The 24298-nt window shown below is 38.1% G+C and carries 27 protein-coding genes; 11 read left to right on the forward strand and 16 right to left on the reverse strand.

Going from position 1 to position 24298, the window contains the following annotated elements:
- Positions 1 to 70 precede the first annotated feature (70 nt).
- The 6 genes from ftsA to gshB all read right to left on the reverse strand — a co-directional run bounded on the left by ftsA (position 71) and on the right by gshB (position 6954).
- Positions 71 to 1333, reverse strand: a complete 1263-nt coding sequence (gene ftsA, locus RFW85_RS04685; protein ID WP_002122057.1) for a cell division protein FtsA — start codon at positions 1331 to 1333, stop codon at positions 71 to 73.
- Positions 1334 to 1393: 60 nt separating this feature from the next.
- Positions 1394 to 2248 (reverse strand): cell division protein FtsQ/DivIB, encoded by an 855-nt coding sequence (locus RFW85_RS04690; RefSeq protein WP_002122049.1) that lies wholly within the window; start codon positions 2246 to 2248, stop codon positions 1394 to 1396.
- 2 nt (positions 2249 to 2250) lie between these two features.
- Entirely contained in the window at positions 2251 to 3177 is a 927-nt protein-coding gene (locus RFW85_RS04695; protein WP_002121862.1) for a D-alanine--D-alanine ligase, read from the reverse strand.
- A gap of 37 nt (positions 3178 to 3214) precedes the next feature.
- Positions 3215 to 4663 (reverse strand): UDP-N-acetylmuramate--L-alanine ligase, encoded by a 1449-nt coding sequence (gene murC / locus RFW85_RS04700; RefSeq protein ID WP_002122011.1) that lies wholly within the window; start codon positions 4661 to 4663, stop codon positions 3215 to 3217.
- An 11-nt stretch (positions 4664 to 4674) separates the two neighbouring features.
- Positions 4675 to 5772, reverse strand: a complete 1098-nt coding sequence (gene murG / locus RFW85_RS04705) for an undecaprenyldiphospho-muramoylpentapeptide beta-N-acetylglucosaminyltransferase (RefSeq protein WP_309171197.1) — start codon at positions 5770 to 5772, stop codon at positions 4675 to 4677.
- A 237-nt stretch (positions 5773 to 6009) separates the two neighbouring features.
- Positions 6010 to 6954 carry a glutathione synthase gene (gene gshB / locus RFW85_RS04710; protein ID WP_063097684.1) on the reverse strand — a complete coding sequence of 315 codons (945 nt, stop codon included), beginning with the start codon at positions 6952 to 6954 and terminating at the stop codon, positions 6010 to 6012.
- Between the two features lie 160 nt (positions 6955 to 7114).
- Between gshB and RFW85_RS04715 the strand changes: the two genes are divergently transcribed.
- The 4 genes from RFW85_RS04715 (at position 7115) to RFW85_RS04730 (ending at position 11306) form a co-directional block, all read left to right on the forward strand.
- Positions 7115 to 7327, forward strand: a complete 213-nt coding sequence (locus RFW85_RS04715) for a DUF1737 domain-containing protein (protein ID WP_002122004.1) — start codon at positions 7115 to 7117, stop codon at positions 7325 to 7327.
- A gap of 230 nt (positions 7328 to 7557) precedes the next feature.
- Positions 7558 to 9744 carry a TonB-dependent siderophore receptor gene (locus tag RFW85_RS04720; RefSeq protein ID WP_309171198.1) on the forward strand — a complete coding sequence of 729 codons (2187 nt, stop codon included), beginning with the start codon at positions 7558 to 7560 and terminating at the stop codon, positions 9742 to 9744.
- A 420-nt stretch (positions 9745 to 10164) separates the two neighbouring features.
- On the forward strand, positions 10165 to 10743 hold the full coding sequence (locus RFW85_RS04725; protein WP_309171199.1) for a ComF family protein: 579 nt from the start codon (positions 10165 to 10167) through the stop codon (positions 10741 to 10743).
- 2 nt (positions 10744 to 10745) lie between these two features.
- Entirely contained in the window at positions 10746 to 11306 is a 561-nt protein-coding gene (locus tag RFW85_RS04730) for a hypothetical protein (RefSeq protein WP_309171200.1), read from the forward strand.
- 34 nt (positions 11307 to 11340) lie between these two features.
- Here the strand turns inward: RFW85_RS04730 and RFW85_RS04735 are convergent, their stop codons facing one another.
- The 5 genes from RFW85_RS04735 to pyrE form a co-directional block, all read right to left on the reverse strand.
- Positions 11341 to 12036 (reverse strand): hypothetical protein, encoded by a 696-nt coding sequence (locus RFW85_RS04735; RefSeq protein WP_309171201.1) that lies wholly within the window; start codon positions 12034 to 12036, stop codon positions 11341 to 11343.
- A 56-nt stretch (positions 12037 to 12092) separates the two neighbouring features.
- The gene (locus RFW85_RS04740) at positions 12093 to 12347 is read right to left on the reverse strand and encodes a hypothetical protein (protein ID WP_309165479.1); all 255 of its coding nucleotides are present in this window, start codon (positions 12345 to 12347) and stop codon (positions 12093 to 12095) included.
- 4 nt (positions 12348 to 12351) lie between these two features.
- Positions 12352 to 12606 carry a hypothetical protein gene (locus tag RFW85_RS04745; RefSeq protein ID WP_309171202.1) on the reverse strand — a complete coding sequence of 85 codons (255 nt, stop codon included), beginning with the start codon at positions 12604 to 12606 and terminating at the stop codon, positions 12352 to 12354.
- Positions 12607 to 12656: 50 nt separating this feature from the next.
- Positions 12657 to 12914 (reverse strand): hypothetical protein, encoded by a 258-nt coding sequence (locus tag RFW85_RS04750; protein ID WP_309171203.1) that lies wholly within the window; start codon positions 12912 to 12914, stop codon positions 12657 to 12659.
- Positions 12915 to 13244: 330 nt separating this feature from the next.
- A complete protein-coding gene (pyrE, locus tag RFW85_RS04755; protein ID WP_057068997.1) occupies positions 13245 to 13895 on the reverse strand; it encodes an orotate phosphoribosyltransferase in 651 nt (216 codons plus the stop codon).
- Between the two features lie 38 nt (positions 13896 to 13933).
- Here pyrE and RFW85_RS04760 point away from each other — a divergent pair, with 38 nt between their 5' ends.
- A complete protein-coding gene (locus tag RFW85_RS04760; protein WP_309171204.1) occupies positions 13934 to 14758 on the forward strand; it encodes an exodeoxyribonuclease III in 825 nt (274 codons plus the stop codon).
- 453 nt (positions 14759 to 15211) lie between these two features.
- The gene (locus RFW85_RS04765) at positions 15212 to 15562 is read left to right on the forward strand and encodes an arsenate reductase (RefSeq protein WP_309171205.1); all 351 of its coding nucleotides are present in this window, start codon (positions 15212 to 15214) and stop codon (positions 15560 to 15562) included.
- 38 nt (positions 15563 to 15600) lie between these two features.
- On the opposite strand, the gene RFW85_RS04770 is transcribed toward RFW85_RS04765, so the two are convergent.
- Entirely contained in the window at positions 15601 to 16038 is a 438-nt protein-coding gene (locus RFW85_RS04770; protein ID WP_002121971.1) for a DUF2147 domain-containing protein, read from the reverse strand.
- Positions 16039 to 16190: 152 nt separating this feature from the next.
- Between RFW85_RS04770 and RFW85_RS04775 the strand changes: the two genes are divergently transcribed.
- Together RFW85_RS04775 and RFW85_RS04780 are read left to right on the forward strand one after the other, a co-directional pair.
- Positions 16191 to 17102, forward strand: coding sequence for an alpha/beta hydrolase (locus RFW85_RS04775; protein WP_004790086.1), 912 nt, complete (start codon positions 16191 to 16193; stop codon positions 17100 to 17102).
- 174 nt (positions 17103 to 17276) lie between these two features.
- Positions 17277 to 18470, forward strand: coding sequence for a GGDEF domain-containing protein (locus RFW85_RS04780; protein ID WP_216076501.1), 1194 nt, complete (start codon positions 17277 to 17279; stop codon positions 18468 to 18470).
- Here RFW85_RS04780 and dsbD read toward each other — a convergent pair.
- The 4 genes from dsbD to RFW85_RS04800 form a co-directional block, all read right to left on the reverse strand.
- Positions 18465 to 20291, reverse strand: a complete 1827-nt coding sequence (gene dsbD, locus RFW85_RS04785) for a protein-disulfide reductase DsbD (RefSeq protein WP_309171206.1) — start codon at positions 20289 to 20291, stop codon at positions 18465 to 18467. The genes RFW85_RS04780 and dsbD overlap by 6 nt on opposite strands.
- Positions 20292 to 20309: 18 nt before the next feature.
- Positions 20310 to 21077: a transporter gene (locus RFW85_RS04790; RefSeq protein WP_086266276.1), complete on the reverse strand. Its 768-nt coding sequence runs from the start codon at positions 21075 to 21077 to the stop codon at positions 20310 to 20312.
- A gap of 12 nt (positions 21078 to 21089) precedes the next feature.
- Positions 21090 to 21635, reverse strand: coding sequence for an ankyrin repeat domain-containing protein (locus tag RFW85_RS04795; protein ID WP_032062527.1), 546 nt, complete (start codon positions 21633 to 21635; stop codon positions 21090 to 21092).
- Between the two features lie 155 nt (positions 21636 to 21790).
- Positions 21791 to 22141 carry an HPF/RaiA family ribosome-associated protein gene (locus RFW85_RS04800; RefSeq protein ID WP_002053923.1) on the reverse strand — a complete coding sequence of 117 codons (351 nt, stop codon included), beginning with the start codon at positions 22139 to 22141 and terminating at the stop codon, positions 21791 to 21793.
- Between the two features lie 252 nt (positions 22142 to 22393).
- Between RFW85_RS04800 and puuE the strand changes: the two genes are divergently transcribed.
- The 3 genes from puuE to uraH all read left to right on the forward strand — a co-directional run bounded on the left by puuE (position 22394) and on the right by uraH (position 24282).
- Positions 22394 to 23359, forward strand: coding sequence for an allantoinase PuuE (gene puuE / locus RFW85_RS04805; RefSeq protein ID WP_199964051.1), 966 nt, complete (start codon positions 22394 to 22396; stop codon positions 23357 to 23359).
- A gap of 99 nt (positions 23360 to 23458) precedes the next feature.
- Positions 23459 to 23962 (forward strand): 2-oxo-4-hydroxy-4-carboxy-5-ureidoimidazoline decarboxylase, encoded by a 504-nt coding sequence (gene uraD / locus RFW85_RS04810; protein WP_002121920.1) that lies wholly within the window; start codon positions 23459 to 23461, stop codon positions 23960 to 23962.
- On the forward strand, positions 23959 to 24282 hold the full coding sequence (gene uraH, locus RFW85_RS04815; RefSeq protein ID WP_005066767.1) for a hydroxyisourate hydrolase: 324 nt from the start codon (positions 23959 to 23961) through the stop codon (positions 24280 to 24282). The genes uraD and uraH overlap by 4 nt, the downstream gene beginning before the upstream one ends.
- The last annotated feature ends 16 nt before the right edge of the window (positions 24283 to 24298 follow it).

Here is a 24298-nt window from a genome sequence, read left to right on the forward strand (position 1 = left end):
ACCAACCTTGTCAAGTACAGCGGTTTTCTCTTACAACTTCCTAACAATTCTACCAATAAATACATACATCCTAAAAAATGGCTTTTAATTTGCTATTAAACGCATTCCAGCCATTTACCATTCGTTCCCATACCGAACGGTCATTTGCCTCTTCAGGCTCTTCAACAGCATCTTGCAACTCACTTTGGCTAAACATGAGCAAACCAGCTGCTGTTGCATACATAGAACGACGTAAGGCTGCTTGATGTTGATCATCAGCATAAACCTGTAACGGCGGATTACCCAAATGTGCAGATACACCCAACATACGACGAGCTAAACTCACCATACCTTCTATTTGACAAGCATCCCCTGTCAATACTACACCATGGTATAAACCATGAATTGCACCGCTTTGTTCGAGTTCATCGCGGATCTGGCTAAAGATCTCTTCATAACGGGCAATAATAATTTCTGACAACTCAATTCGGCTAATTGTTTGAGGGCCATCAATTCCTTCTACCTGAATCATGTGATCTGGCTTAACAGCACTTAAATCGACACAACCATGCAGAATTTTAATTCGTTCAGCTTCTTCTGTCGTGGTTTGCAATACAGCAGCAATATCACGTGTAACGTGTTCACCACCGCGTTGCAATGTACGTGCTAGAGCCAAACGTCCATCTAGATAAACAGCAAGATTGGTAATGCCTGCACCAATATCAACTAGACAAACACCATACTCTTTTTCATCTTTCAGTAAGCTTGCCTCAGCGGTTGCCAGACAAGACACCACCATTTTTTCAACCCCGATATTTGCACCTTTCATGGCACGATCAAGGTTTTGCATAGTCGCTATAGGCATCATCATTAACTGATAATGTCCAGTCATACTATGGGCAGTCATATTAATTGGATTCTGCACCCATTCAGCAGAATCACCTAATTCAAAGCCTAACGGCACTGCACTTGCTAAATAGTAATCAGAAGTCACATGACTTGCTTTTGCCAATTCTAACGCGCGCACGACTTCATTTGTTGTAATCACATGTGCTGGATTAGATACTGGTGTGCGACCAGAGGCATAAAAACTTTGCAACTCGGTACTCGGAATAGATACCCATGCGCTATGAATGCGACATTCGGCCATATTTTCCGCTTCAGCAACAGCATTTTTAATCGCAGCAATGACTTTATCGAGGCTTACAATTTTTCCTTTATTCATGCCTCGATTGCGAGCAGTTGCCATACCGATAACTTGAATGTTATCCGGCGCATGAATTTTTCCAATCAAAACTGAAACTTTATGCGTCCCAATGTCAATCGCAACAACTGAGGGAACAGCTTCACTCATCACTCATACCATTTCTTTGTTGTTTAATACCAGGCAAATTGCCTATTTTAAAGCCACGTATTATGGCTTTGCTTTTGTTCCACCTGCAATGCTTGTGTCATCACTCGTTACAACAAACTGACCATTCACAATTTTAGGTGGTGTTGCGTTCTTCCATTGAATAGATAATCCATTACGATATCGCAAATCAATGGCTGAGATTTTCGACCACACCGGTTTTAAGTCAGATTGTGCCAGATGACTTAAACGTTGCAACTTATTCATTGTTTGATCTTGGTCAACAATAATACGTAAACCAGAATCAAATTGCATAAACCAAGTCATTCGCTCAGTCAGATATAACTCTTTTAAGCGTAAATTAACAGGATGGAATAATTGATTAATTTCATTATAGCGTCGCATCATCATTTTTGACTGACTTACCGGCCCATGAAGCAACGGAAGTTCAGGGTGATTCGTCGGCTCTGCCTCACTAAATACATCGCCACCATCGCTTAATAAGCGACCTGTTCCCCAACGAGCGATAGCATGGCGAGGCATGACACGGACACGAATACCATTGGGCCAAGCACGAGATACGACAACTCGGTCTACCCATGAAATTTCTAATGTTTTGTCACGAATCTGTTCTAAATCAGATGTGAAATAATTTGCTTTTATAATTGGAGCAACATGTTGCATCACTTGTTGTGTTTCAACAGAAGACGCCGAACCTACAACTTCTAGTTTTGCAACTGTTGCATCTGTAATAACTTTATATAGCCCATAAATTCCGACTGCCAGCACTACAAAAGCAATAACCAACAGCACCCATCCACCAGCATTCGCAAGCTTCTGCTTACGCGTAGGCGGTTTATCATGAATAGAGGTGATGGCCGCACGTTTACGGCGCATGGAAGCCGGAAGTTGTGCCATATTTAAGCCGTACCTTCCAATGTTTGCTCAAGAATTGCAACGCACAATTCATCAAAGCTATAACCAACAGCTTTAGCAGCTTTTGGAACTAAAGAGTGACTGGTCATACCTGGCACAGTATTTACCTCTAAAAGCCAGAAATTGCCTTGCTCATCCTGCATCGCATCAATACGACCCCAGCCTTCTGCACCCACAGCCTGAAAAGCACGTAAACATAAAGCTTGTAGGTTTTTCTCTTCAGTCTCACTAAGACCACAAGGAATACCATACTCTACATCATTACGTTGGTATTTCGCTTCATAGTCATAGAAAGCAACATCTGCTGGTGGTTGCAAACGAATGACAGGCAACGGTTGTCCATTTAGGAATGAAATTGTGAACTCACGACCGGTGATCCATTTTTCTGCCATAACCACAGCATCGTGCTGAGTCGCCTTTTCAATTGCTGCAGCAAAGTCTTCTGCTTTCTCAACCTTACTCATGCCGACACTTGAGCCTTCATGTACAGGTTTGATAATGACAGGTAAGCCTAACTCAGCAATCACCGCATCTAAATCTGTTTCTTTAGTAATAATGCGATATGGCGCTGTAGGTAAATCGCTACCTTGCCAGATTTGCTTGGTTTTAACTTTATCCATGCCAATCGCAGAACCTTGCACACCTGTTCCTGTATAAGGCAGATTCAACCATTCAAGTACACCTTGAATCTGGCCATCTTCACCCCCGCGACCATGCAATACAATAAATGCACGATCATAATTTACAAGTTCAGTCACACTGCGGTCTTGCGGATCAAATGCTTCAGCCTGAACACCTGAACGTAACAAAGCGTCCAAAACTGCCTGACCACTATCCAAAGACACAGCACGCTCAGCCGATTTCCCACCAAATAACACGGCAACTTTGCCGAATTTTGTAGCATTTGACACGTTTAAATCCTTAACCCGATAATTCAATACTTTTTGTTTATTTCACATACAAATGGTGTTGCGCAAGTTCTACTGAAATTGCTCCCACGTTACCCGCGCCTTGCGTTAATAACAAGTCATTTGGTTGTAACACATTTTGCATGATGTTTTGCAAATTACCTTCCACCGGATCAACCAAAATTGGTTCTACTTGTCCGCGTAAACGAATACTACGCGCTAAAGTACGGCTGTCTGCACCCACAATAGGCTTTTCACCAGCAGGGTAAACTTCCAACAATAATAATTGATCGACTTGAGAGAGCACTTCAATGAAGTCATCAAAACAATCGCGGGTACGAGAATAACGATGTGGTTGGAACAACATAACCAAACGACGATCTGGATGACTTTGGCGAGCAGCTTTAATTGTTGCTTCTACTTCTTTTGGATGATGTCCGTAGTCATCAACCAACTTAACATTGCCATCAGCAAGTTCAAATTCACCTTGCACTTGGAAGCGGCGGCCAACACCACTAAATCCTTCTAATGCACGGCTAATTGCATCATCAGAAACGCCTTCATCTGTGGCAACACCAATTGCTGCCAAGGCATTTAAAACATTATGTAAGCCTGGTTGATTAATTGTTAAACGCAATGGTTCACGACCTTTACGTAACACAGTGAAGTGCGATTGCATACCATCTTGTTCAATATCAACTGCACGAATGTCATTATCTTCATTAAAGCCATAAGTAATGACCGGACGGCCTACACGCGGCAGAATTTCACGAATGTTCGCATCATCACCACAAACTACAGCCAAACCATAAAATGGTAAGTTATGAAGGAACTGTACAAACGTATCTTTTAATTTATCAAAGCTACCTTCATAGGTATCCATATGGTCAGCATCGATATTGGTTACAATCGCTGCCATTGGTTGCAAATAAAGGAAAGATGCATCTGATTCATCAGCTTCAGCCACGATGAAACGGCTTTCACCTAACGCCGCATTTACGCCTGTACTGTTAAGTAAGCCACCAATAACATAAGTTGGATCAAGGTTTTCTTCCGCCAACATCGTCGTCAAAAGACTTGTAGTTGTAGTTTTACCATGTGTACCAGCCACAGCAATACCGTGACGGTAACGCATAAGCTCACCTAGCATTTCTGCACGACGTACAATTGGAACACGCTGTTCAATTGCAGCTTTAATTTCCGGATTTTCCGGATCAATTGCTGTAGAAACTACAAGCACATTGGCATTTTTAATATTTTCCGGTTGATGGCCAATATAAACTTTGATGCCATTTTTCTCTAATTGTTCTGTAGTTTTAGACGCCTTAATGTCTGAACCAGAAATTTTATAACCTTGGTTACCCAATACCTCTGCAATGCCACACATACCAGCACCGCCGATCCCCACAAAATGAATGTGTTTGATACGGCGCATTTCAGGCACTTTAATCAGTTTTTTTGCTTGGTTCGCAGCTGTTGATGGAGACATAGTAAATCCGATTACATTTTTTGGATAAGATCAACCACATGCTGAGTCGCATTTGGTTGGGCATGTTGACGCGCTTTCACTGCCATTTCAGTAAGTAATTGGCGGTTCATCAGCGAAGTGAACAATTCATTTAAAACATCTGGCGTCATGGTCGATTGCTGGCAAATTTTCGCAGCACCGACATCCGCCAGAAATTTGGCATTTGCAGTTTGATGGTCATCAACTGCTATAGGGAGTGGTACAAAAACTGCGGCCACACCTGCTGTTGCAACTTCTGTTACTGTGAGTGCTCCAGCTCGGCAAATGATTAAATCTGCCTCACTATAAGCTTTTGCCATATCTTCAATAAACGGCAAAACGTGTACAGTTAAATTAGCTGGTGCATCTGCATAAAGTGCTTGAGTTGCCTCAACTTGTTGCTGACCACACTGGTGAAAAATATTGAGTGGAACTTGTAATTGTTTTAATGCTGGAGGTAAGCGTTCATTGAGTGCTTTGGCACCTAAAGAACCACCAACAATTAGAATATTTAGAGGCCGTCCTGCTTGCGCACGCTCATCATAACGCCACTTTGGGCTTAAAATATCTGTGATTTCATGACGTACAGGATTTCCTGTTGTAACGACTTTTCCACCAGCAGGAAAGGTATTTGGAAATGCTTCACATACGACTTTAGCAACACGAGATAACTGCGCATTGGTAAAACCAGCAACTGCATTTTGTTCGTGAATAAGTACAGGAATACCTAACAAACGTGCGGCCAAACCACCCGGCCCCGCAACATAACCGCCAAAGCCTGCAACTGCATCAACTTTAAGCTGTTTCATATAACGCATTGCGCTTAAAGTGGCTTTTAAAATTTTAAAAGGTGCAGCAATTTTACGGACTAATCCGTTGCCACGAACACCTTGAATATCAATTTGATATATTGGAATATTTTGATCTTTTAATAATCGGTTTTCCATGCCTGTTGGCGTGGCTAACCATGAAACCTGACAACCTTGTTGTTGAAGTTTTTTGGCTACGGCGAGGGCTGGAAAAACATGTCCACCTGTACCGGCAGCCATCATCATGACATGTTTAGGTTTGCTTTGCTGTGAATCGGTCACGGTCTAATTCTTCAACTCAAAAAACAATGGAAATTGTCATCTATTTTTGTAGCCTTTTATTTTAATCCTAAAGCTTCATTAACGAAAAGCTAATTTCACTCGTTTATAACAGAAAGATGTGCTTTTTTGAAAATATGCCTACAAAGCTGTGGTGTATTTAGTATTGTTATTTTATTAATTCATATATTTTCAGGTGATTTCCAATAAATACCGCTGAAAATCACCTGAAATAAATAATTAAGCTGTACGGCCAGCTTCTAATACATCAAATAAATCATCGGCAATTGATGTACCAAATTGAGCATCAATTTCACGAATACAGGTCGGGCTAGTGACATTAATTTCAGTGACATAATTACCAATCACATCTAAACCTACAAAAACTAAACCTTTTTCGCGCAAGAAAGGACCAATTTTAGCTGCTATCAATTTATCATTTTCAGTAAGCGGACGCGCTTGGCCTAAACCACCTGCCGCCAAGTTACCGCGTACTTCACCATTTTGTGGAATACGAGCTAGACAGTAAGGAACAGGTTCACCATTCACCATTAAAATACGCTTATCCCCTTCTACAATTTCAGGAATATAACGCTGAGCCATAATTGGACGAGTACCTAGCTCTGTAAGCATTTCTAAGGTAGAACCAATATTTACACCATCTTGATATAAACGGAAAATTCCCATGCCCCCCATACCATCAAGTGGCTTAACAATCACATCACCATGTTCTTTAATAAATTCACGAATTAAACTTTGCTGTGATGTCACAAGTGTAGGTACTTGTAGCTCTGGAAATTGTGTTGCAAAAAGTTTTTCGTTGCAATCACGTAATGATTGAGGTTTATTAATAATCCATGAACCTTCACGCTCAGCTTGCTCAAGCACATAAGTCGTATAAACAAAATTCATGTCAAACGGCGGGTCTTTACGCATCAGCACAACATCGTAAGCCGCGATAGATTCTTTTTTCTTTTCGCCAAGCTCATAGTAATGATTGTAATCTTCGAAAACCTTTAGCGGTGAAATGAGGCCGTAAGCTTTGCCCTGATCGATATATAAATCTTGTTGTAATGCATAACCTAATTCATGTCCACGACGGCTCGCCGCCCACAACATTGCCATGGTTGAATCCTTTTTAAGGTTTACGGTTTCAATCGGATCCATGACGACAAGTACACGCATACTCAAGCTCTTCTTAAAATTTAAATTAGCATGAGTATAACTGAGATTTTTCACTGGTTTTTCTTAATTTCAGTAAAACCTTATCGGTTATTTCTTTATCTTGAATTAAGGTAAATTCAGTTAAACTAAGGTTATAAAATACTATTTTTAAAGGCTAAGCATGAAACTTTATCGCTATTTAACTGGCCCTGATGACTCTGCTTTTTGTGCACGAGTGACTAAAGCTCTGAATCATGGTTGGGAGTTATATGAAGCACCCACTATGACCTTTAACGGCACGCATGTCATTGTGGGACAAGCAATTTGCAAAACAATTGATGAAAATTATGATCCAGAAATGGATATTTTAGATGTTCTCAAAAATAACGCGTAATTCCAGAAGGGTGCTTTTAATCGATGAAAAGTCCCCTTTAAAGCTCAATTAACAAGAAAAACTAATGAGTCAACTCATCCAATTCGTTTAATTTGCTAATTAACTTACTAAAAATCAGTTATTAAAAAATAAATATGTCATTTTTTAAGGGAATAGTTCTTTTATTCTAAACAATTAAATGATTATAATTATCATTTATACTTTTATTTTTGTTAATTGATTTTATTTTTATGTTAAGCATTTCTACACCATCTCCCCAAATTAAGCGTCTTTTCCCGCTGAGCTTACTCAGTTTAATGATCTTGAATATTCAAGGTGCCTATGCAGAAGATGTGACTGACTCATCAAAAGTGGCGGCCACCATGCCCACCATAAAAATTGAGGCCATGAGTGAACTCGATCCGATTAAAAGTTATATCGACTATGACAAAGCCAATGTCACACGCAATGGTTTAGACAAAAAAGATATCCCTCAAACCGTTGATACCATTGATGTTCAGAAATATAAAATTTATGGCTCAAATGATTTAAGCGTTATGCTACAAGGCACCCCAGGAGTATCAACCAGTTACGATATGCGCGGCGATGGGATCACGATTCGTGGTTTTGGTGCCGACACAGGCGATATTTACCGTGATGGCATACGTGAAAGCGGACAAGTACGCCGCAGTACAGCCAATATCGAACGTATAGAAATTTTAAAAGGCCCCGCTTCGGTTTTATATGGCCGTAGTGCTGGCGGCGGGGTTGTGAATATGGTGAGTAAATTCGCCAATTTTGACTCTAAAAGTTCAGTTGGCGCATATGCGGGTTCATACGATAACTACGGAACAACCGCTGACATCAACCAAGTACTTAATGACAATTTAGCAGTGCGTTTGACTGGAGAATATGGTGAGGCAGGCAGCTTCCGCTCTGGTATTGAAAATAAGATTAAGATGTTTTCCCCAAGCTTTACTTATAAAAATGACGATGGAAAGCTGACTTGGACCACACAATATACCTATGACAAATTAGGTCGAGTTCCTGACCGTGGACCAACACGTGACAACTTGCCTGCGGGAACTTCAATTAAAATGGGATTTGCCCAAGACGGTGATTATGTTGATGATATTTTGCAAGTCGTTCGTACCGATGTGAATTATGAATATGCGCCTGATTGGAACTTCCACTGGGCGGCAAGTTACCGACAAGCAGAACAGAACTTTGACCACTTTTATTTTGGAAATTATTGTGGTTTAGATGGAAAAAACTCAAAGAATGAGGCTTGTACAAAAAAAGGTTACATCGACCAAATTTACTACTGGCAACAAACCAGCAATAAGACCACAACCAATACATTTGATATTAAAGGAAAGTTCAAGACAGGCCAGCTTGAACACCAAATTATGGTTGGTACAGACTGGACTTATGAACAACGAGAGCCACGTCTAGCCAATAAAACTCAAAATGGGTCGGCCATTTATGGTTACGTTAATCCAATCACTGGTGAACGAGAGTACAGTCGTGGCAATGGCCCATTAAAGATTAGTCAGCATAACTATAATGAAGGCACAACTTACGGCGTATTTATTCAAGATTTAATTGGTCTAAATGACCAACTTAAACTTATGATGGGACTCCGCTACGATTACTTCGACTTTTCAACTACTAACAAAATTAACAATGAACATCGTAATGTAAAAGACAGTACTTTTAGCCCAAATGTTGGCTTGGTATGGCAACCAGTTCCTGAACATAGCTTTTATACGTCTTACTCTAAAAGCTTCGCACCGTTTGGTGGACAAATGGGTGTCAACCAAGTTACTGGAAGTACAGATGTCGCGAAAATGGATAAAGAGCCTCAATATAACAAGCAATATGAAGTTGGTGTAAAAAGTGAATGGTTCGATAATCGTTTAAATACTCAATTTTCTGTCTTTGATATTCGTAAAAATAATATTCGCTATAAACCGAACCCTGACAGTGAACCAGAGGTATGGGCAACTGCTGGTCAACATCAATCTCGTGGTCTCGAATTTAGTTTTATTGGCCGTGTACTTGATAATGTCTTTGTTCGTGGTGGGTATGGCTATACCGATGCCAAAGTTAAAGAAGACAATCAAAACCCTGAGCGAGAAGGCAACTATTTAGCCAACACATCTAAAAACACGGGTAATTTATTTGTTCGCTATTTACCAACTGAACAGTGGTATACCGAAGTGGGCGTGACCTATGTGGGTTCTTATTATCCAAATATTAATAATCAAGTAAAAATGGAAGGCTTCAATCGTGTCGATGCAGCAATTGGCTACAGTGCCGACCCTTGGAATGTCACACTTGCGGTGAACAATTTAACCAATAAAGAGTACTGGCGTTCAGACAGCATGCCAGGCACACCACGTAATGTGTTATTGCGTTTGAATTATCAGTTTTAAGTAAATATTAAAAAGGCATACCCCTATTTAGAGGTATGCCTTTTTGTTTTTAGATACCGTATTTTTCACGGTAAGCTTGCATGTTTGCTAGCGCTTCTTTTTCGCCTTTGGTGATGACTGAACAAGGACAATAAGATAAGTTGGGCGTTACATTGGAATGTAAGAAGTGATGAAACTGCTTAAGAAGAAGTCGATATGTTACAAAGTCGGCTTTTTATATTTTCAGAGTGAAGGAATATTTAAATAATTAATTTTAAAAAACTAGAATTAGTGTATTTAACAATATTCTATCATGTGAAATGCAAAATGATTTAGTGAAAAAATCTAGCTTTGAAATTTCAAATAAGAGATTTTATGTTAAATTATTTTTTAATAAAGTATTATTTTATCGATAGAATTTTAATAAAGGTTAATAACTAAATGAATATTAAAGAAATTTTCGGCCCTTGGAAAAAAGGAATCGTTTTAGACAAGCATGTTTTAAAAAGTGAATACATTGGTGACAATCAATATGGTCGTCCTATGTTTGACACTAAAAGATCTGACATAGGCCAATCATTATTTTTATTAAAATATAGAAATGATTGGGACCAGATCCCAACCTTAGTTGATGCTCTATCTTCAGCAATAACTCAAAACTTTAATGAAGAGATAGAATTTATTGTTCCCATGCCTGCATCTAATAATCGTGATCGTCAACCAGTGTATGGTTTAGCCGAGGGGCTTGGACGAGCTTTGAATATACCTGTATTTACGGACATTTTGCATAAGACAAAAAATGGCACCTCTCTTAAGGACTTACAGACAAGAGAGGAAAAAGAGTCAATATTAGCTAATAGTTTTTCTATTCATGATGGTATTCGTAATGATGGTTGCTGGAATGTTTTACTTATAGATGATCTATTTGATACTGGAGCTACTATGGATGCTGCTTGTAAAGTGTTAAGCTCATATCCTAAAGTTAAAAATATCTATATAGCTGCATTAACTTGGAAATAGTAGTGAAAAAAATCTTTATTGCCGGTTCTATTAGTATTAAGAACCTAGATGAATCAGTAACTAAACGTATTGATAAGATGATGCACCAAGGATATGAAATTATCCTTGGTGATGCTGATGGAATTGACAAAGCTGTACAAAATTACCTTAGTATTCAAGAATATAGAAATGTTATTGTTTACCATAGTGGTATGAAAGTAAGAAATAATCTAGGAAATTGGCCTACAAAATCCATAGCAACCAAATATAGGTCCGGTACAAGAGATTTCTTTACAGCTAAGGATATCGCTTTAGCAAACGATGCTGATATAGGTGTTATGCTTTGGGATAAAAAAAGTACAGGGACTTTAAAAAATATTATTGAGCTTATTAAACAGCATAAAAAAGTTACAGTTTTTCTCCAACAAGAGAAGAAATTCCAACGAGTTTATAATGTTGACGAGTTCTTATTAATTACTCAGAAAATGTCAGACTTATCCCTGAAAAATGCTGATAAAAAAATTAATATTTCTAAAAGTATTGAATTACTTAGACAAACTAGTATTCAAGCAAGTCTTTTATAGGGTTAGATTAAACCCCGTAAAAGACTTATTAAAATTAACTCACAAATGCTGGGTTGATCATATAAATAATAACAAATACAGCGATAGACCCTGTTGCTATAATTTTATACCTATTATCAAGAAATTTTCCTGCTAAGTTAATATGTAAAAAACCTGGAATAGTTGAAATAAGTATTCCTATGGATAAAGATAGTATTGCTCTTAGTACCACCTGTTGCCAGTTAGTAGGGCTTGGAATGAATAAGGAAAGTATTAGTATTAGTGCCAGTCCAATACCGCCAATAATAAGTGATAAACGATCGGACATATCTAGGTTAAACTCACTTCGTGTTGCTTTGGTATCAAAGCCATTTGTACTTAACTCTAAATCTTTAAAGCGTTGCTTTAATTCAACAACCCCTTTTTTTGAATATTGTACTGCTATTCTCTGAGTGTTAGTTAGAGCTTTCTCTGAAATTACTTTGTTGAGATCTATATCAGCAATATGAGAATCAAACAATTGTTTTAACAAAGTAATATGCAATAAATAAGTTTCTAAGATTGCAAAGCAATCATCCGCAAAGCTATTAACAGCAAAACCTTTTAGTACAGATTTTTCATTAAGAATCTTATGTGAATAATTTTCTGCAATTGAGAAGTATTTTGTCGCTTTTTCTAAGTAGTCCAGAATATCATCAGGCTTAATAGTTTTACTATTTTTCTTAGAAATTATGTCTTTTAAAAGAGACATATATACTTCTTTATTTTGTGTGTGCTCTCTTTCGAAAGAGTTATAAGAATTATTACTCATTTGTTTAAATTAATAGCTATAAGTAAAAGAGCATTAATATCTGTGTTATCAACACTATCAAATGCCATAACTGTAAATTTATGGCGTGGAAAAAAATTATGTAAAAGCTTAAACGCTTCAGCTTTATTTCTAGGTTTTAATTGAGCGATTTTTTTTGAGAACTCTAGCCATTCTTGATCAGTTATGTCTGGAGATACCTTAAATATATGAAAAGTGGAAAAAACTTCTTTCTTAAAATCGTTAATGTTCATATTGCTACTTACTGGTTTGGATTGCTAATAAAAGTAAAAAATTCAAATCTGTATTATCAACTCCAAATCGAGCATGTGTCCCAATAGTTTTGCAGTGAAATCCAATGATCTTTATCCAATCAGCTTGGGTTGGCGTTCTACCACTTCTAACAATTTGGTTAATGTCCGATTTGATAGCTAATATCTGAGATGAATTCGGTTCATTATAAGATAATCCAAACTTCATCTGTAAATGATAAGCTAAGTCTTGATCAGACATTTTATCTCCGATAAAACAGTAATTTAAGTTGTATATAAAGAATAATATTTTTAAGACTTACTTATTTGAATCGCCATCATTAATAGAGCATTTAAATCTGTGTTATCGACACTCTCGCATGCAATAAAAAGAATTTCTTTATCTTCAAACATTTCTAGAAATATACTCTTTGCTTCTCTTATTGTTTTCGAATTTGAAGCAACAAGTTGCTGAGCAAAGGCAATCCACTCTTCATCTGTGATTGTTGGCGTTGCTTTATAAATATTTAAATCTCGAATTGCTTGTACTTTAAAGCTTTCTAAGCTCATTCTCTTTACCTTACTGAAATACTATATATAGATAGAGTATGAGTATCAATAACTTTATGATAAAGATCAAATATTTTATTAAATAATATTTTAAAAGATCAAGATTCTTCTAAATTAAAAAATTTTTTTACATTTTCTATTTAATATACTACTTTTTATGCGAAATTATTTAATTTTTTATTTTAATATCAATATCTTAAGCTAAATCACTTCAGTATTCAGCATGCTAAAACGGCTTTATGAAGACTATTCACATTTCAAACTTATTTTTAATCAATTAGATATGCTCAAAAAAAGGAAGCCTTAGCTTCCTTTTTCTATATCTAGCTCTTAGATACCATATTTCTCGCGATAAGCTTGCATATTTGCTAGCGCTTCTTCTTCACCTTTCGCTTCCAAATAATCCATTAAATCTTTCATGGTAATCAGTGCGTGCACAGGAATTTCTAATTCTTTTTGAACTTCTTGAATTGCAGAAAGTTCACCTTGACCACGTTCTTGACGATCTAGCGCAACCAACACACCCGCGATAGTTGCACCAGCATTTTTCAAAATCGTTACAACTTCACGAATCGCTGTACCTGCGGTAATTACGTCATCAATAATCCAGACTTTTTTACCTTCAACCGCAGCACCAACTAAAACACCGCCCTCACCATGATCTTTCGCTTCTTTACGGTTAAAGCCCCATGGCACACTTTTGTTATGGACTTGCGACAAAGCAACAGCAGTCGCTGCTACAAATGGAATACCCTTGTAAGCTGGTCCAAAAATCACATCAACATTTTCACATTGTGTTAATTTATCAGCATAGCCTTGCGCCAAAAGAGATAAAGCTTCACCATCGTTGAGTAGGCCTGCATTAAAAAAATAAGGACTCACGCGTCCAGATTTTAAAGTAAACTCACCAAATTTAAGCACACCGCGTGATAATGCGAGTTCGATAAATGCTTGCGGGTGAAATGACACAGGCGTTGTCATGAGGTGCTCCAAATTCACAATTGAGGTTAAATTTTCGCATGATACCAAAGGATCAGTATCCAAGTGATGTAAAAATTCTTCGAGTCGTTTCCATTAACGTAAATGGCTTACGTTCTTCAGTAACGAAAGGCTTACTTGAATGGTTAAAACAATCAGATGCCGATGTCGTATGCATGCAGGAAAGCCGCATTACCCATGAACAATGGACTGAAAAATTTAGACCCGAAGGATGGCATACCCATCTCTTTCCAGCAGAGCGTGCAGGTTATGCGGGGACTGCGATATATAGCCGTCTACCCTTCGTCTCTGTTAAAGATGGTTTAGGGTTTGAGTTAGCTGACAGTCAAGGCCGCTTTATTTCTGCGGAATTCGATTTAGGTTTGTCACATCCGGTACATATTGCATCATTATACTTACCTTCGGGCTCAAGTGGTGAAGAAGCACAAGCACGTAAAGATTTATTTTTAGGTGAATACGCAAAAATCTTGAAACAATGGCGTGATGAAAACAAGTCAGTCATCATTTGTGGTGATTACAACATTGTTCATAAACGCATTGATATCAAAAACTGGTCAGGTAACCAGAAATCATCTGGTTGTTTACCTCATGAACGTGCATGGCTTGACCATATTTATGATGAACTGGGCTATGTCGATACTTTCCGTGTAGTTCGCACAGAAGCAGAACTTTATTCATGGTGGTCAAATCGCGGTCAAGCCCGTGCAAAAAATGTAGGGTGGCGTATTGATTACCATGCATGCTCGCCAGACTGGAAAGCACGTACAATTAACGCATGGGTTTATAAAGATCAATGGTTTAGCGACCATGCACCCGTTATTATCGACTATAAAATTCAAGAATAAGTGAACACTCGTTCACTTACATTGTCGTTTTCGCTTACAGCATATGTCGTTTTTGAGTATTTTTCTTACGCAGCTTTAACGGCATTATAGCCCCACGGCACAGGGAAGCAGTCAGGATGACGCAAAAGGATAGGACGCCGTAGGAAGATAAAATAAACTTATGATAAGTTTATTTGCAAGGATGTGACATTGGACGTTGAAATGAGACCCGCATGATCAGGATGATTAAATGCGGGTTTTCTCTTTTTAAGTCTCTTATTTTGCGCTAAGTTCTTTTAGTTTTAACTTCTTCTTGTTAAGCTCATTATTACCTTGTCTTATGACAATAACATGACATTTCTCTTTCGATTAATCATTAATTTTCATTTGTTTTAAAAGTATCGGTATAAAGTAGTGCTTAAAAGCATTTTGGGTTAGGCTGTGTGCTCTCTCTTTTTGACATGGTCCGATAAAATGTTAAAAATTTATGGAATTAAAAACTGTAACTCAATGAAAAAAGCATTTGATGCCTTGCAGGCTAAAGGGCTTAACTATGATTTTCATGATTATAAAAAACAAGGCATTGATGCAGATACTCTAAAAATCTGGTTAAAAGAAATTGGAAAAGATACCGTTCTTAACAAAAAAGGGACGACTTGGCGCAAGCTTTCAGAAGAAGAACAAAATCGTGCTCTAAGCAGTGAAGATAATCTGATTGAAGCACTCATTGCTCAGCCAAGTTTAATTAAAAGACCTGTTTTAAAAACTTCACAGGGTTTTATTGTAGGTTTCGATGAAACCGCCTATCAAAATATTCAAGCATAAAAAAACGAGCCAAATGGCTCGTTTTTTTATTAAAACTTTTAGTTCGCGCGAATCCATGTTTGGTTACGACCAAGTGCAGAAACGCCAATATAACCACGTAATTTAAGCTTTTTGCCGCCATCGGTTAACTCACCTTTCAGTTTGTAAGTTTTACCTGATTTTGGGTCTAAAATCGTACCGTTTTCATAACTGTTACCACCTACATTTTTTAAATTATGTACAATGGTGACACCTTTAAGCGGTTTGTTTTTGTACGGACCTTCACATTTTGTACAAGCGTTTTCTTCACCTGGTGTCAAAATGTTTTGGATGGTTGCTGTTAAGGTTCCGTCCTTCTGTTCCGTAAATTTCACTACGGCTTTTGGCTTGTTGGTCTGATCATCAATCGTTTTCCATACCGTTCCATTGAGTGAATCAGCCGCATTGGCAAATGCAGCCATACCAATGAGTCCTAAAGCTAAAGCAATCTTTTTCATTTTTGTAATATCCTTGGGTCTTTCAAGATTTTTAGTATTCAGAAGTCGCAAAGATATTGCAATTTTTGAATGTGACTGTTTCGTGTAACCTTGTAATCTTGCAAAATAAAATTTACAAGATTACAAGAAACTAGCATAAAAATGGATGCTATATGAATATATCAAATGTTTGGAAATATTATTTTACAGAAACTTTTCTTAAAACAACAATTCGCAAGCCAAGCCAGCTAAATTTGCCGGCTACTGCCTTACGCCCTGTGCTGGATCAGATGTGTCGTGCTTTCCCACGACAAAAAAATGTATCCGTGCGCCCGATTCGACTAGCAGGTATTAAAGGTGAAGAAATCAAGCCGCAAGATTCTGCGACTCAACTAATTTTTCACATTCACGGCGGTGCTTTTTTCCTTGGTAGTGTCAAAACACATCATGCTTTTATGACGGATTTAGCTGCCCGTACTCAAATGCAGATTATCCATGTGGATTATCCTCTTGCACCAGAGCATCCCTACCCTGAGGCAACCGAAGCTCTATACGACATCTATCAGTCTTTAGTGGTCCAAGGCATCCAACCTAAAGATATTATTTTGTCAGGTGATTCATGCGGAGCAAATTTAGCGCTAGCACTTTGCTTACGTTTAAAAGAACAACCTGAGCTCATGCCAAGTGGCCTGATTTTGTTATCTCCATTTTTGGATTTAACACTCACGAGTGAGTCACTCAGATTTAATAAAAAACATGATGCCTTACTCTCTATTGAAGCCCTACAAACAGGCACTCAGTACTATATAGGGAATCACATCGCAGCCGATGACCCGCGTGTTTCGCCTATTTTCGACGATTTACATGGTCTTCCACCAACTTTGGTTCAAGTGGGGTCTAAAGAAATCTTATTAGACGATGCAAAACGTTTTAGAGAGAAAGCCGAAGATGCAGGTGTTAAAGTTCAATTCAAACTTTATACAGGCATGTGGCATAACTTCCAGATGTTTAATGCATGGTTTGATGAGGCTAAACAAGCATTGGCAGATATTGCTGAATTTGCTCACGAACTTGATAAAACTTAATTTATCTATAAATGGTGTGAACAGTGAATAAAACTTTTCACATCATTTTCTTTATAAAAAGTCATCATATATAAAATGAAAATCATGTTATGTTTAAAATATAAATTATTTAAACAATCCAATTTTAGGATGGTCCAACAAAGAGGCATCTATATTTAGGAGCCCTTACTTACTATGAAAAATCGTTTAATCACTCATCCCGTAAATAGAATAAAACAGGTGATAATCGATTTCATCTACAATAATCACATCATCAACTGGACGCCACTACAAAAAAGTGCACTGATGCTCACACTTGCTTGTGCAATGAACTTCAGTTGGATTTTATGGAAAGGCTATATTTTAATTACGCCAAGCGTTTGGCAATGGGCAAATCTGCCTTTAGTTGAATCACAAATCTTGCTCAATTTATTTACTTTATTTTTATTAGGCGCTTTGATAATCCCCTGTTATCGCTACAAAAATGATGAATGGGCTCAAAAAGTTATTCCTTTGATTAGTGTACAGTTCTTTGCACTCATGCTATGCCACGATGGATATTTAATTGGCAGTATCAGTCCAGCCACTATGGTCGGTTATGTAGGTACCATCGGTGTGGGTTTGGTGTTATTCGAGCGGAAAATTGTTTATAGCGCCCTTATACCTGCGACGATTATTTTAACAATATGTACGTATCTAAGCATGAAAGGTGTTTTGCCTTATGCGCCATTATTTAATCTTATTGCTATGCAACGAGCCCAAACTAATCCGTTTTGGTTAGGAAGTATGGCTTTTTTTATTATGCCTATTTTATTGGCCTGTTTTATTTTATTTGAAATATTACTCACCCAATGGCGTCAGCGAGAAACTTATATTCAACGTCTAAGCCAAATCGACCCTTTAACCAATGTATTAAATAGACGTAGTTTAAACACACATTTAGAGTCGCTACACCAACAACAATTTGATTATGCAGTAGTACTTCTTGATATCGATCATTTTAAAAAAATTAATGATATATACGGACATCACCAAGGGGATCAGGTCTTAATCGAAATTGCGCAGTGCCTTTCTGATAATTTGCGCAGTGAGGACATTATTGGTCGATTTGGTGGAGAAGAATTTATTTTATTACTCCCCCACACCGATATTATTCAAGCTGAAAAAATTGCTGAGCGTTGTCGCTGTGCTTTACAAGAATTACCTGTCTGTAGCGCCCAAAATAATCCTATTCATATTAGTGCAAGTTTTGGAATAAGCAGTTCAGCTTTTGCAGAGGACCCTTATCTTGTTATTCGACAGGCTGACCAAGCTCTCTATGCGGTAAAAGCTTCAGGCCGTAATCAGGTACGCACATTTCATCAGACCGAAACTATCAATACCTTATGATTCTTTGAGCTTTGCCAAACTCGCGAGTTGTTGCAAAAGTTCTTGCTGACTAAAAGCACCCGTTAATCGTAAAGCACGAATCTCTTTTTGCTCTGGGCTTAAGAATAAATAGGTCGGTGGTCCTAAAATATTCCATTGTTTGAGTAGTGCTTCATGCGACTGGTCATAATGGCTCAAATCAAGCTTAATTAAATAATATGGCGCAAGAGCAGATTGAACCTCGGGTGCTTTTAAAATACGGTGTTCAATCGGTTGGCAGGCAACACACCAGTCTGCATAGACATCAACCACAATAGCTCGATCAGCAGGTGCTGCCGCTAAAATTTTCTCAAAGTCTGCTGCACTAGTCGCAATATGCCACTCGGCCATATGATTAGAACTTTGCAAGGTTCGATTTTGAATATGTTGATATTGGTTATAGGCTACAAAAGGTGTAACGATTAATAATAAAATCGCGTAGAGCCATTGTAGTTGCCCTTTTTTCCAGAAAAACTGATAAACAGCATAGGCTATAAAAGCGAGGCCTAATACTAAACTAAGTACTTGCATGCCCCAATCTGGTAATAAAGGGCGAATAAAATAAAGACTTAAACCCAACATCAGAAAAGCAAAAATTACTTTAATCTGATGCATCCAGTCGCCCGCTTTAGGCAAGAATTTTGCCCCTAAAATACTTGCCAGTAACAATGGAATTCCCATTCCAAAACCTAGGCAGAATAAAAGCAAAGCACCTTGCCATTGATTTTGTGTTTGAGAAATAAATAACAAAGTTCCGGCGAGTGGTGCAGTCATACAGGGTCCCACCAAGAGCGCAGAAACGACACCCATAACCCCAGCACCGACCAAAGTGCCGCCTTGTTGCATTGACTGAATACGGTCAAGTCGATTTAACCATGTCTGAGGTAAACGAAGCTCAAACAAACCAAATAAGTTCAGAGCAAAAACAATAAACAGCAAACTAAAAGCAATTAAAGTTGCTGGCTGTTGTAACCAGCGTTGGAAATTTAAACCTGCCGAAGAAGCAATTAAACCCAAGCCTGCATAAACTAATGCCATGCTACACACAAAAGTAAGCGCAATGGTCCACGCTTTTAAACCTTTATGTTCTCGAATAATCAGCGAAGTTAAAATAGGAAGCATTGGTAAAGAACATGGCGTAAATGCGAGCAACATGCCTAAACCTAAAAATAATAAAACTCCATACCAAAGCGAGTGTTCAATTAACTTAGCAGACCAGATCTGATCTTGCGCAATTTGAGGTGTAGCTGTAGCAGCTGCTGTCTCTGTACTCTGCTCTTTTTCTAAAGATTCTGAACCCAAGGAAGTTTCGGATTGTGTATTCGCTAAATCTAGTAATCTTTTTGGCGCTGTTCCTGCTTGGTTTTGCACACCCACCAAGCCATCTGCATCGGTTTGAAACTCAATGGTCTGGGGTGGATAACAAATACGGTCTTTGGCACAGCCCTGCCAAGTCACACTATAGTGCTCTGACGGCTTAGTCTTAATTTGGAAATTAACTTGATGGTAGTAAACCTGACTTTGCCCATAATTTTCATCATATTGGGCAACCGCTTTAGGTAACTTTAAAGTTAAAGGTTGAGTACCTTGTTGTACGGAAAATTTATGCTGATAGAGATAATAATTTGGCTGAATCTGCCAAGACAAACTCGCAGTATGCGGCTCAGAAGATTCAACCGAAAATGAAAAAGCTTGTTCGGGTGAGAGTAGCTTATCTTGCGCAGAAACCAACTGGCTAAACACACAAACAGCAACTGCTAGAAAATAAAAAATTCCCTGATGAATAAGCTTTTTCATTAACATAAATTTAAATTGCTTCGATTAGAACAAGAATGCCACGCCTAAGCCACCGTTGTAGCTCTTATCTTGACCCTCTAAATCAACCCCGATACTTGCATCGAGCTGAGTACGATCATTTACAGCGTAGACTAAACCTGTCCCTAAACCATATTCGTAGTCTTGGCTTTCAGCTTTACGGTAAATAAACTCAGAATAACCTGACAGCTTACCTGCGATTTTATAATCAATCGTCGGGATTGCAGTTACTGCCCAGTTACTATTTTGTACTTCGTAGCGCATGGTAATTGATGTGCCGACTAAGTCATTATATTTATAAGCGACTGCTGAACTTAGGCTATAAATATCGTCATGTGCAGTAAATTCATCATTTCCAGTGGCAATGATCGCTTCAGCTAACACAGCCATTGATAAGTTTTCATCTTTTAGATCAATTGCTTTTTTCAAACCAATGCTGACATCACCAAAGCCTGAAGTGTCATGTTTTTTACCAGCACGTTTGGTTTGAGTCCATGCTGGACCTTGCCAACCTAATTGTAATTCCAAGCCCTCGGCTAAACCGGTACGGAATAACATATCCTCATTTACAGTTACGGTCTTTTCTTTAACACCATCAACCGTTGACTCTGTATAAGTTGCACTTGGTAAGCCTTGTTCCCAAGCCAATTTACCAACTGGAGTAATCCCTGTTCCAAAGCCTGCACCTGGGCGGTCAAAAGAAAACTCTGCAGCAAAAGTACTTCCTGCGGCAACAGTGGTCAGAGCAAAAGTTAAAATTTGAAATGTTCTCATTCTATTATCCAATCAAGTAGTTAGTTCTTTTGACATTTTTGCCCCATGTTGGCGCAATAACTCTAATGTTTCACGCTCTTCTTGAAGCGCTTCTGACCAATCTATTTCATCAAAGTCACAATCAAAGAACAACTGACTGATTGAAGATAAAATAGTGAGTCCTTCTTCATCACGTGTATTTGGATCAACTTTTTCATTTAATAAACGTTGAACAGCTGGCGCACATGCCGAGCTTGCTGCATCCCATAAAGGACCATAAAACTCTTCTGCATCCCAAAGGTGTACATTCGCTTTGGCTTGAATCAACGCTTCGAGTATATCGAGGTAAACCTGTAATGATTGTTGCTTTTCTTCTTGTGATAGTGGTGTACCAGCTTCATAAGCTTCTGATACATCTTCCCACCATTTAAAAATTCCATCACAAATGATTGATACAGGTGGCCCTTGTTCCGGATCAATAAAGTTCGGATCAAGTCCTTCAGCAAGTAATTTTTGCACTTGCGCGAGTTCTAATTCTTCTATGGCTTTAATTAAAGCTTGCTGCTGGGTGGTTAACATGACCATCTCTCAAAAATATATTAGGGCTATTATGCCTAATCTCTTCTGAAGATTTTAGAGGTTGATTGCATCGCATTGCAAACCTAATGTTGTGAATAGTTTTATTTTCATTAAATATAAAAAAAAAGCCCCGAAGGGCTTTTTAGGATTTTAAATTAAACTTCATCATCAATGAATTCTGGTTGGCCACCTCTTGGGTGTTCCTTTTTCTCAAAAGTATGTTCAAGGCTACGTTTTAATTTTTCAATCGCTCCATGAATTGAAGCATCAATATTTCCTGCTTTATGGTGTACTGCAACTGGTTTCAAACCAGCAGGACGGGCTTCAATCATACAGTGGATATCTTTGTCACCACCTTTGTCCCCATTTTCATCACTAAAATGAACCGAGAAATGCGTAATACGTTCGCTATGACGTTGGAATTCTTGAGTAAGTTCTGCACGTACATAAGTAATTAAACGTTCACTGTTATGGATGTTTTTATCTGTGCGGATTTCAATATTCATAAATACCATCCTCTCTTTCTTACTGTGGATCTTTTCTATGCAAAACTTTTTTATGTTGGCATGTTTTAAGCATGCATGAACTGACTTCAATTGTACATTTTGATGGTGTAATGGTTTGTTATCTCCTGACTTAAACGTACTGCTTTTAATTTATTTTGAAGATCTTCATATCTTCAATATCAGTCCATCTATAAAAATATGCAAGCTGATTTTTTAAATTTTTATGAAAAATTGAACAAAAGGAGAGCAATTGTGTCCGAATCTTATCTATCTGGAGCAGAACTTATTGAGCAGATTCAAAAGTCTCCTTATTCACGTGATTTAATCGGTTATCACGGGCAACCGCCACAGGTTAAATGGCCTAACAATGCCAAGGTTGCTGTGCAATTTGTGCTTAATTATGAAGAAGGTGGCGAAAAACATATTGAGCACGGCGATGAGGGCTCAGAACAATTTTTATCAGAGATTATTGGTGCCGCAAGTTACCCAGCTAAACATATGTCAATGGACTCTATGTACGAATATGGTTCACGTGCTGGATTTTGGCGCATTCATAATGAATTCCAAAAGCGCAAACTTCCAATGACCATTTTCGGAGTTGCAATGGCGCTTGCCCGCAATCCTTATATTGTAGAAGCAATTAAGCAAGCTGACTATGATGTTGTTTCACATGGCTACCGCTGGCTTCACTATCAAGATACTGATATTGAAGTCGAAAAGAAGCATATGGAACAAGCTTTAACTGTTTTAGAAAACTTGTTTGAAAATAAAACTATAGGTTGGTACACCGGACGTGACAGCCCTAATACACGTCAGTTACTCGCAGAGTTTCCACAAATACAATATGACTCTGATTATTATGGCGATGACCTACCTTTTTGGACAACGCTTACCGATACTACAGGTGCATCACGCTCTCATCTGATTATTCCTTATACTTTGGAATGTAATGACATGAAGTTCTGCTCACCAGGCGGATTTAATAGTTCAGAACAGTTTTTTCAATATTTGAAAGATAGTTTCGATGTGCTGTATGCAGAGGGAGAAACTGCACCAAAAATGATGTCGATTGGAATGCATTGCCGCATTTTGGGGCGTCCAGGCCGTTTTAAAGCATTACAAAAATTTCTCGACTATATTCAAATGCATGATCGAGTATGGGTATGTCGTCGACAGGAGATTGCCGAACATTGGTATAAAAATCACATAACTAAATAATTGATTTTTAATTTTCAAAATTCATAAGCGAATTAAAACTCGCTATTGGCACTGTTATTGCTAAAACTCCATATCAAGACAACGAGTTTAGGAATAACAGTGTTTTTAGCCGAGTTTAATCAAGCCCCACCAGAACAACTCAAGACTTTGTTAAAAAACTGTGTCCACATTCAAGCATGGGCCGAAAAAATCATCTCAAAACGCCCCTATTCAACAAAAGCATCTCTTTTGGAATATGCAGAACAATTAAGTCAAATGTGGTCATGGCAAGAGATTCAAGCAGCTTTAGCAACTCATCCAAAAATTGGTGAACGCGAAGCTAAAAAACAACTCAATGCAAAAGAGCAAGATTTTTCATCTAAAGAACAAGCTGGCATTTCTTTAGATGAACAAACACAACAAGCTCTGCTGCAAGGTAATCTTGATTATGAGCAAAAGTTTGGCTTTATTTTTTTAATTAAAGCGGCAGGCCTCAGTAGTGATGAAATCTTAAAAAAGCTACATGAAAGACTAAAAAACGACTTAGCTATCGAAAAAACAATTGTACATGAGCAACTCGCAGCGATTGCTCTATTACGTCTATCTCAGGAAATACAAGCATGATCAGTACTCATATTTTAGATACGAATTTAGGCAAACCAGCTGCAGACGTAGAAGTAAAGTTGTTTCATGCAGCAACCCATGAACTGATAGCGACCGCAACCACCAATCAAGATGGTCGAGTGAGTGATTTTGGCATAACAGACTTTGCAGAAGGTGCTTATCAACTTGAATTTGAAATTGCTCCTTATTTTTCATCGCAGCAAGTCAAAACTTTTTTCCCGCGTGTTTGTATCCAATTTTTCATAGAAGACATCAATCAGCATTATCACATTCCTTTATTGATCAGCCCATTTGCTTACTCCACTTATCGCGGTAGCTAACTCAGATAGAAATAGG

Origin of the sequence: Acinetobacter sp. 12966 (assembly GCF_031196995.1) — a bacterium.
GTDB lineage: Bacteria > Pseudomonadota > Gammaproteobacteria > Pseudomonadales > Moraxellaceae > Acinetobacter > Acinetobacter geminorum.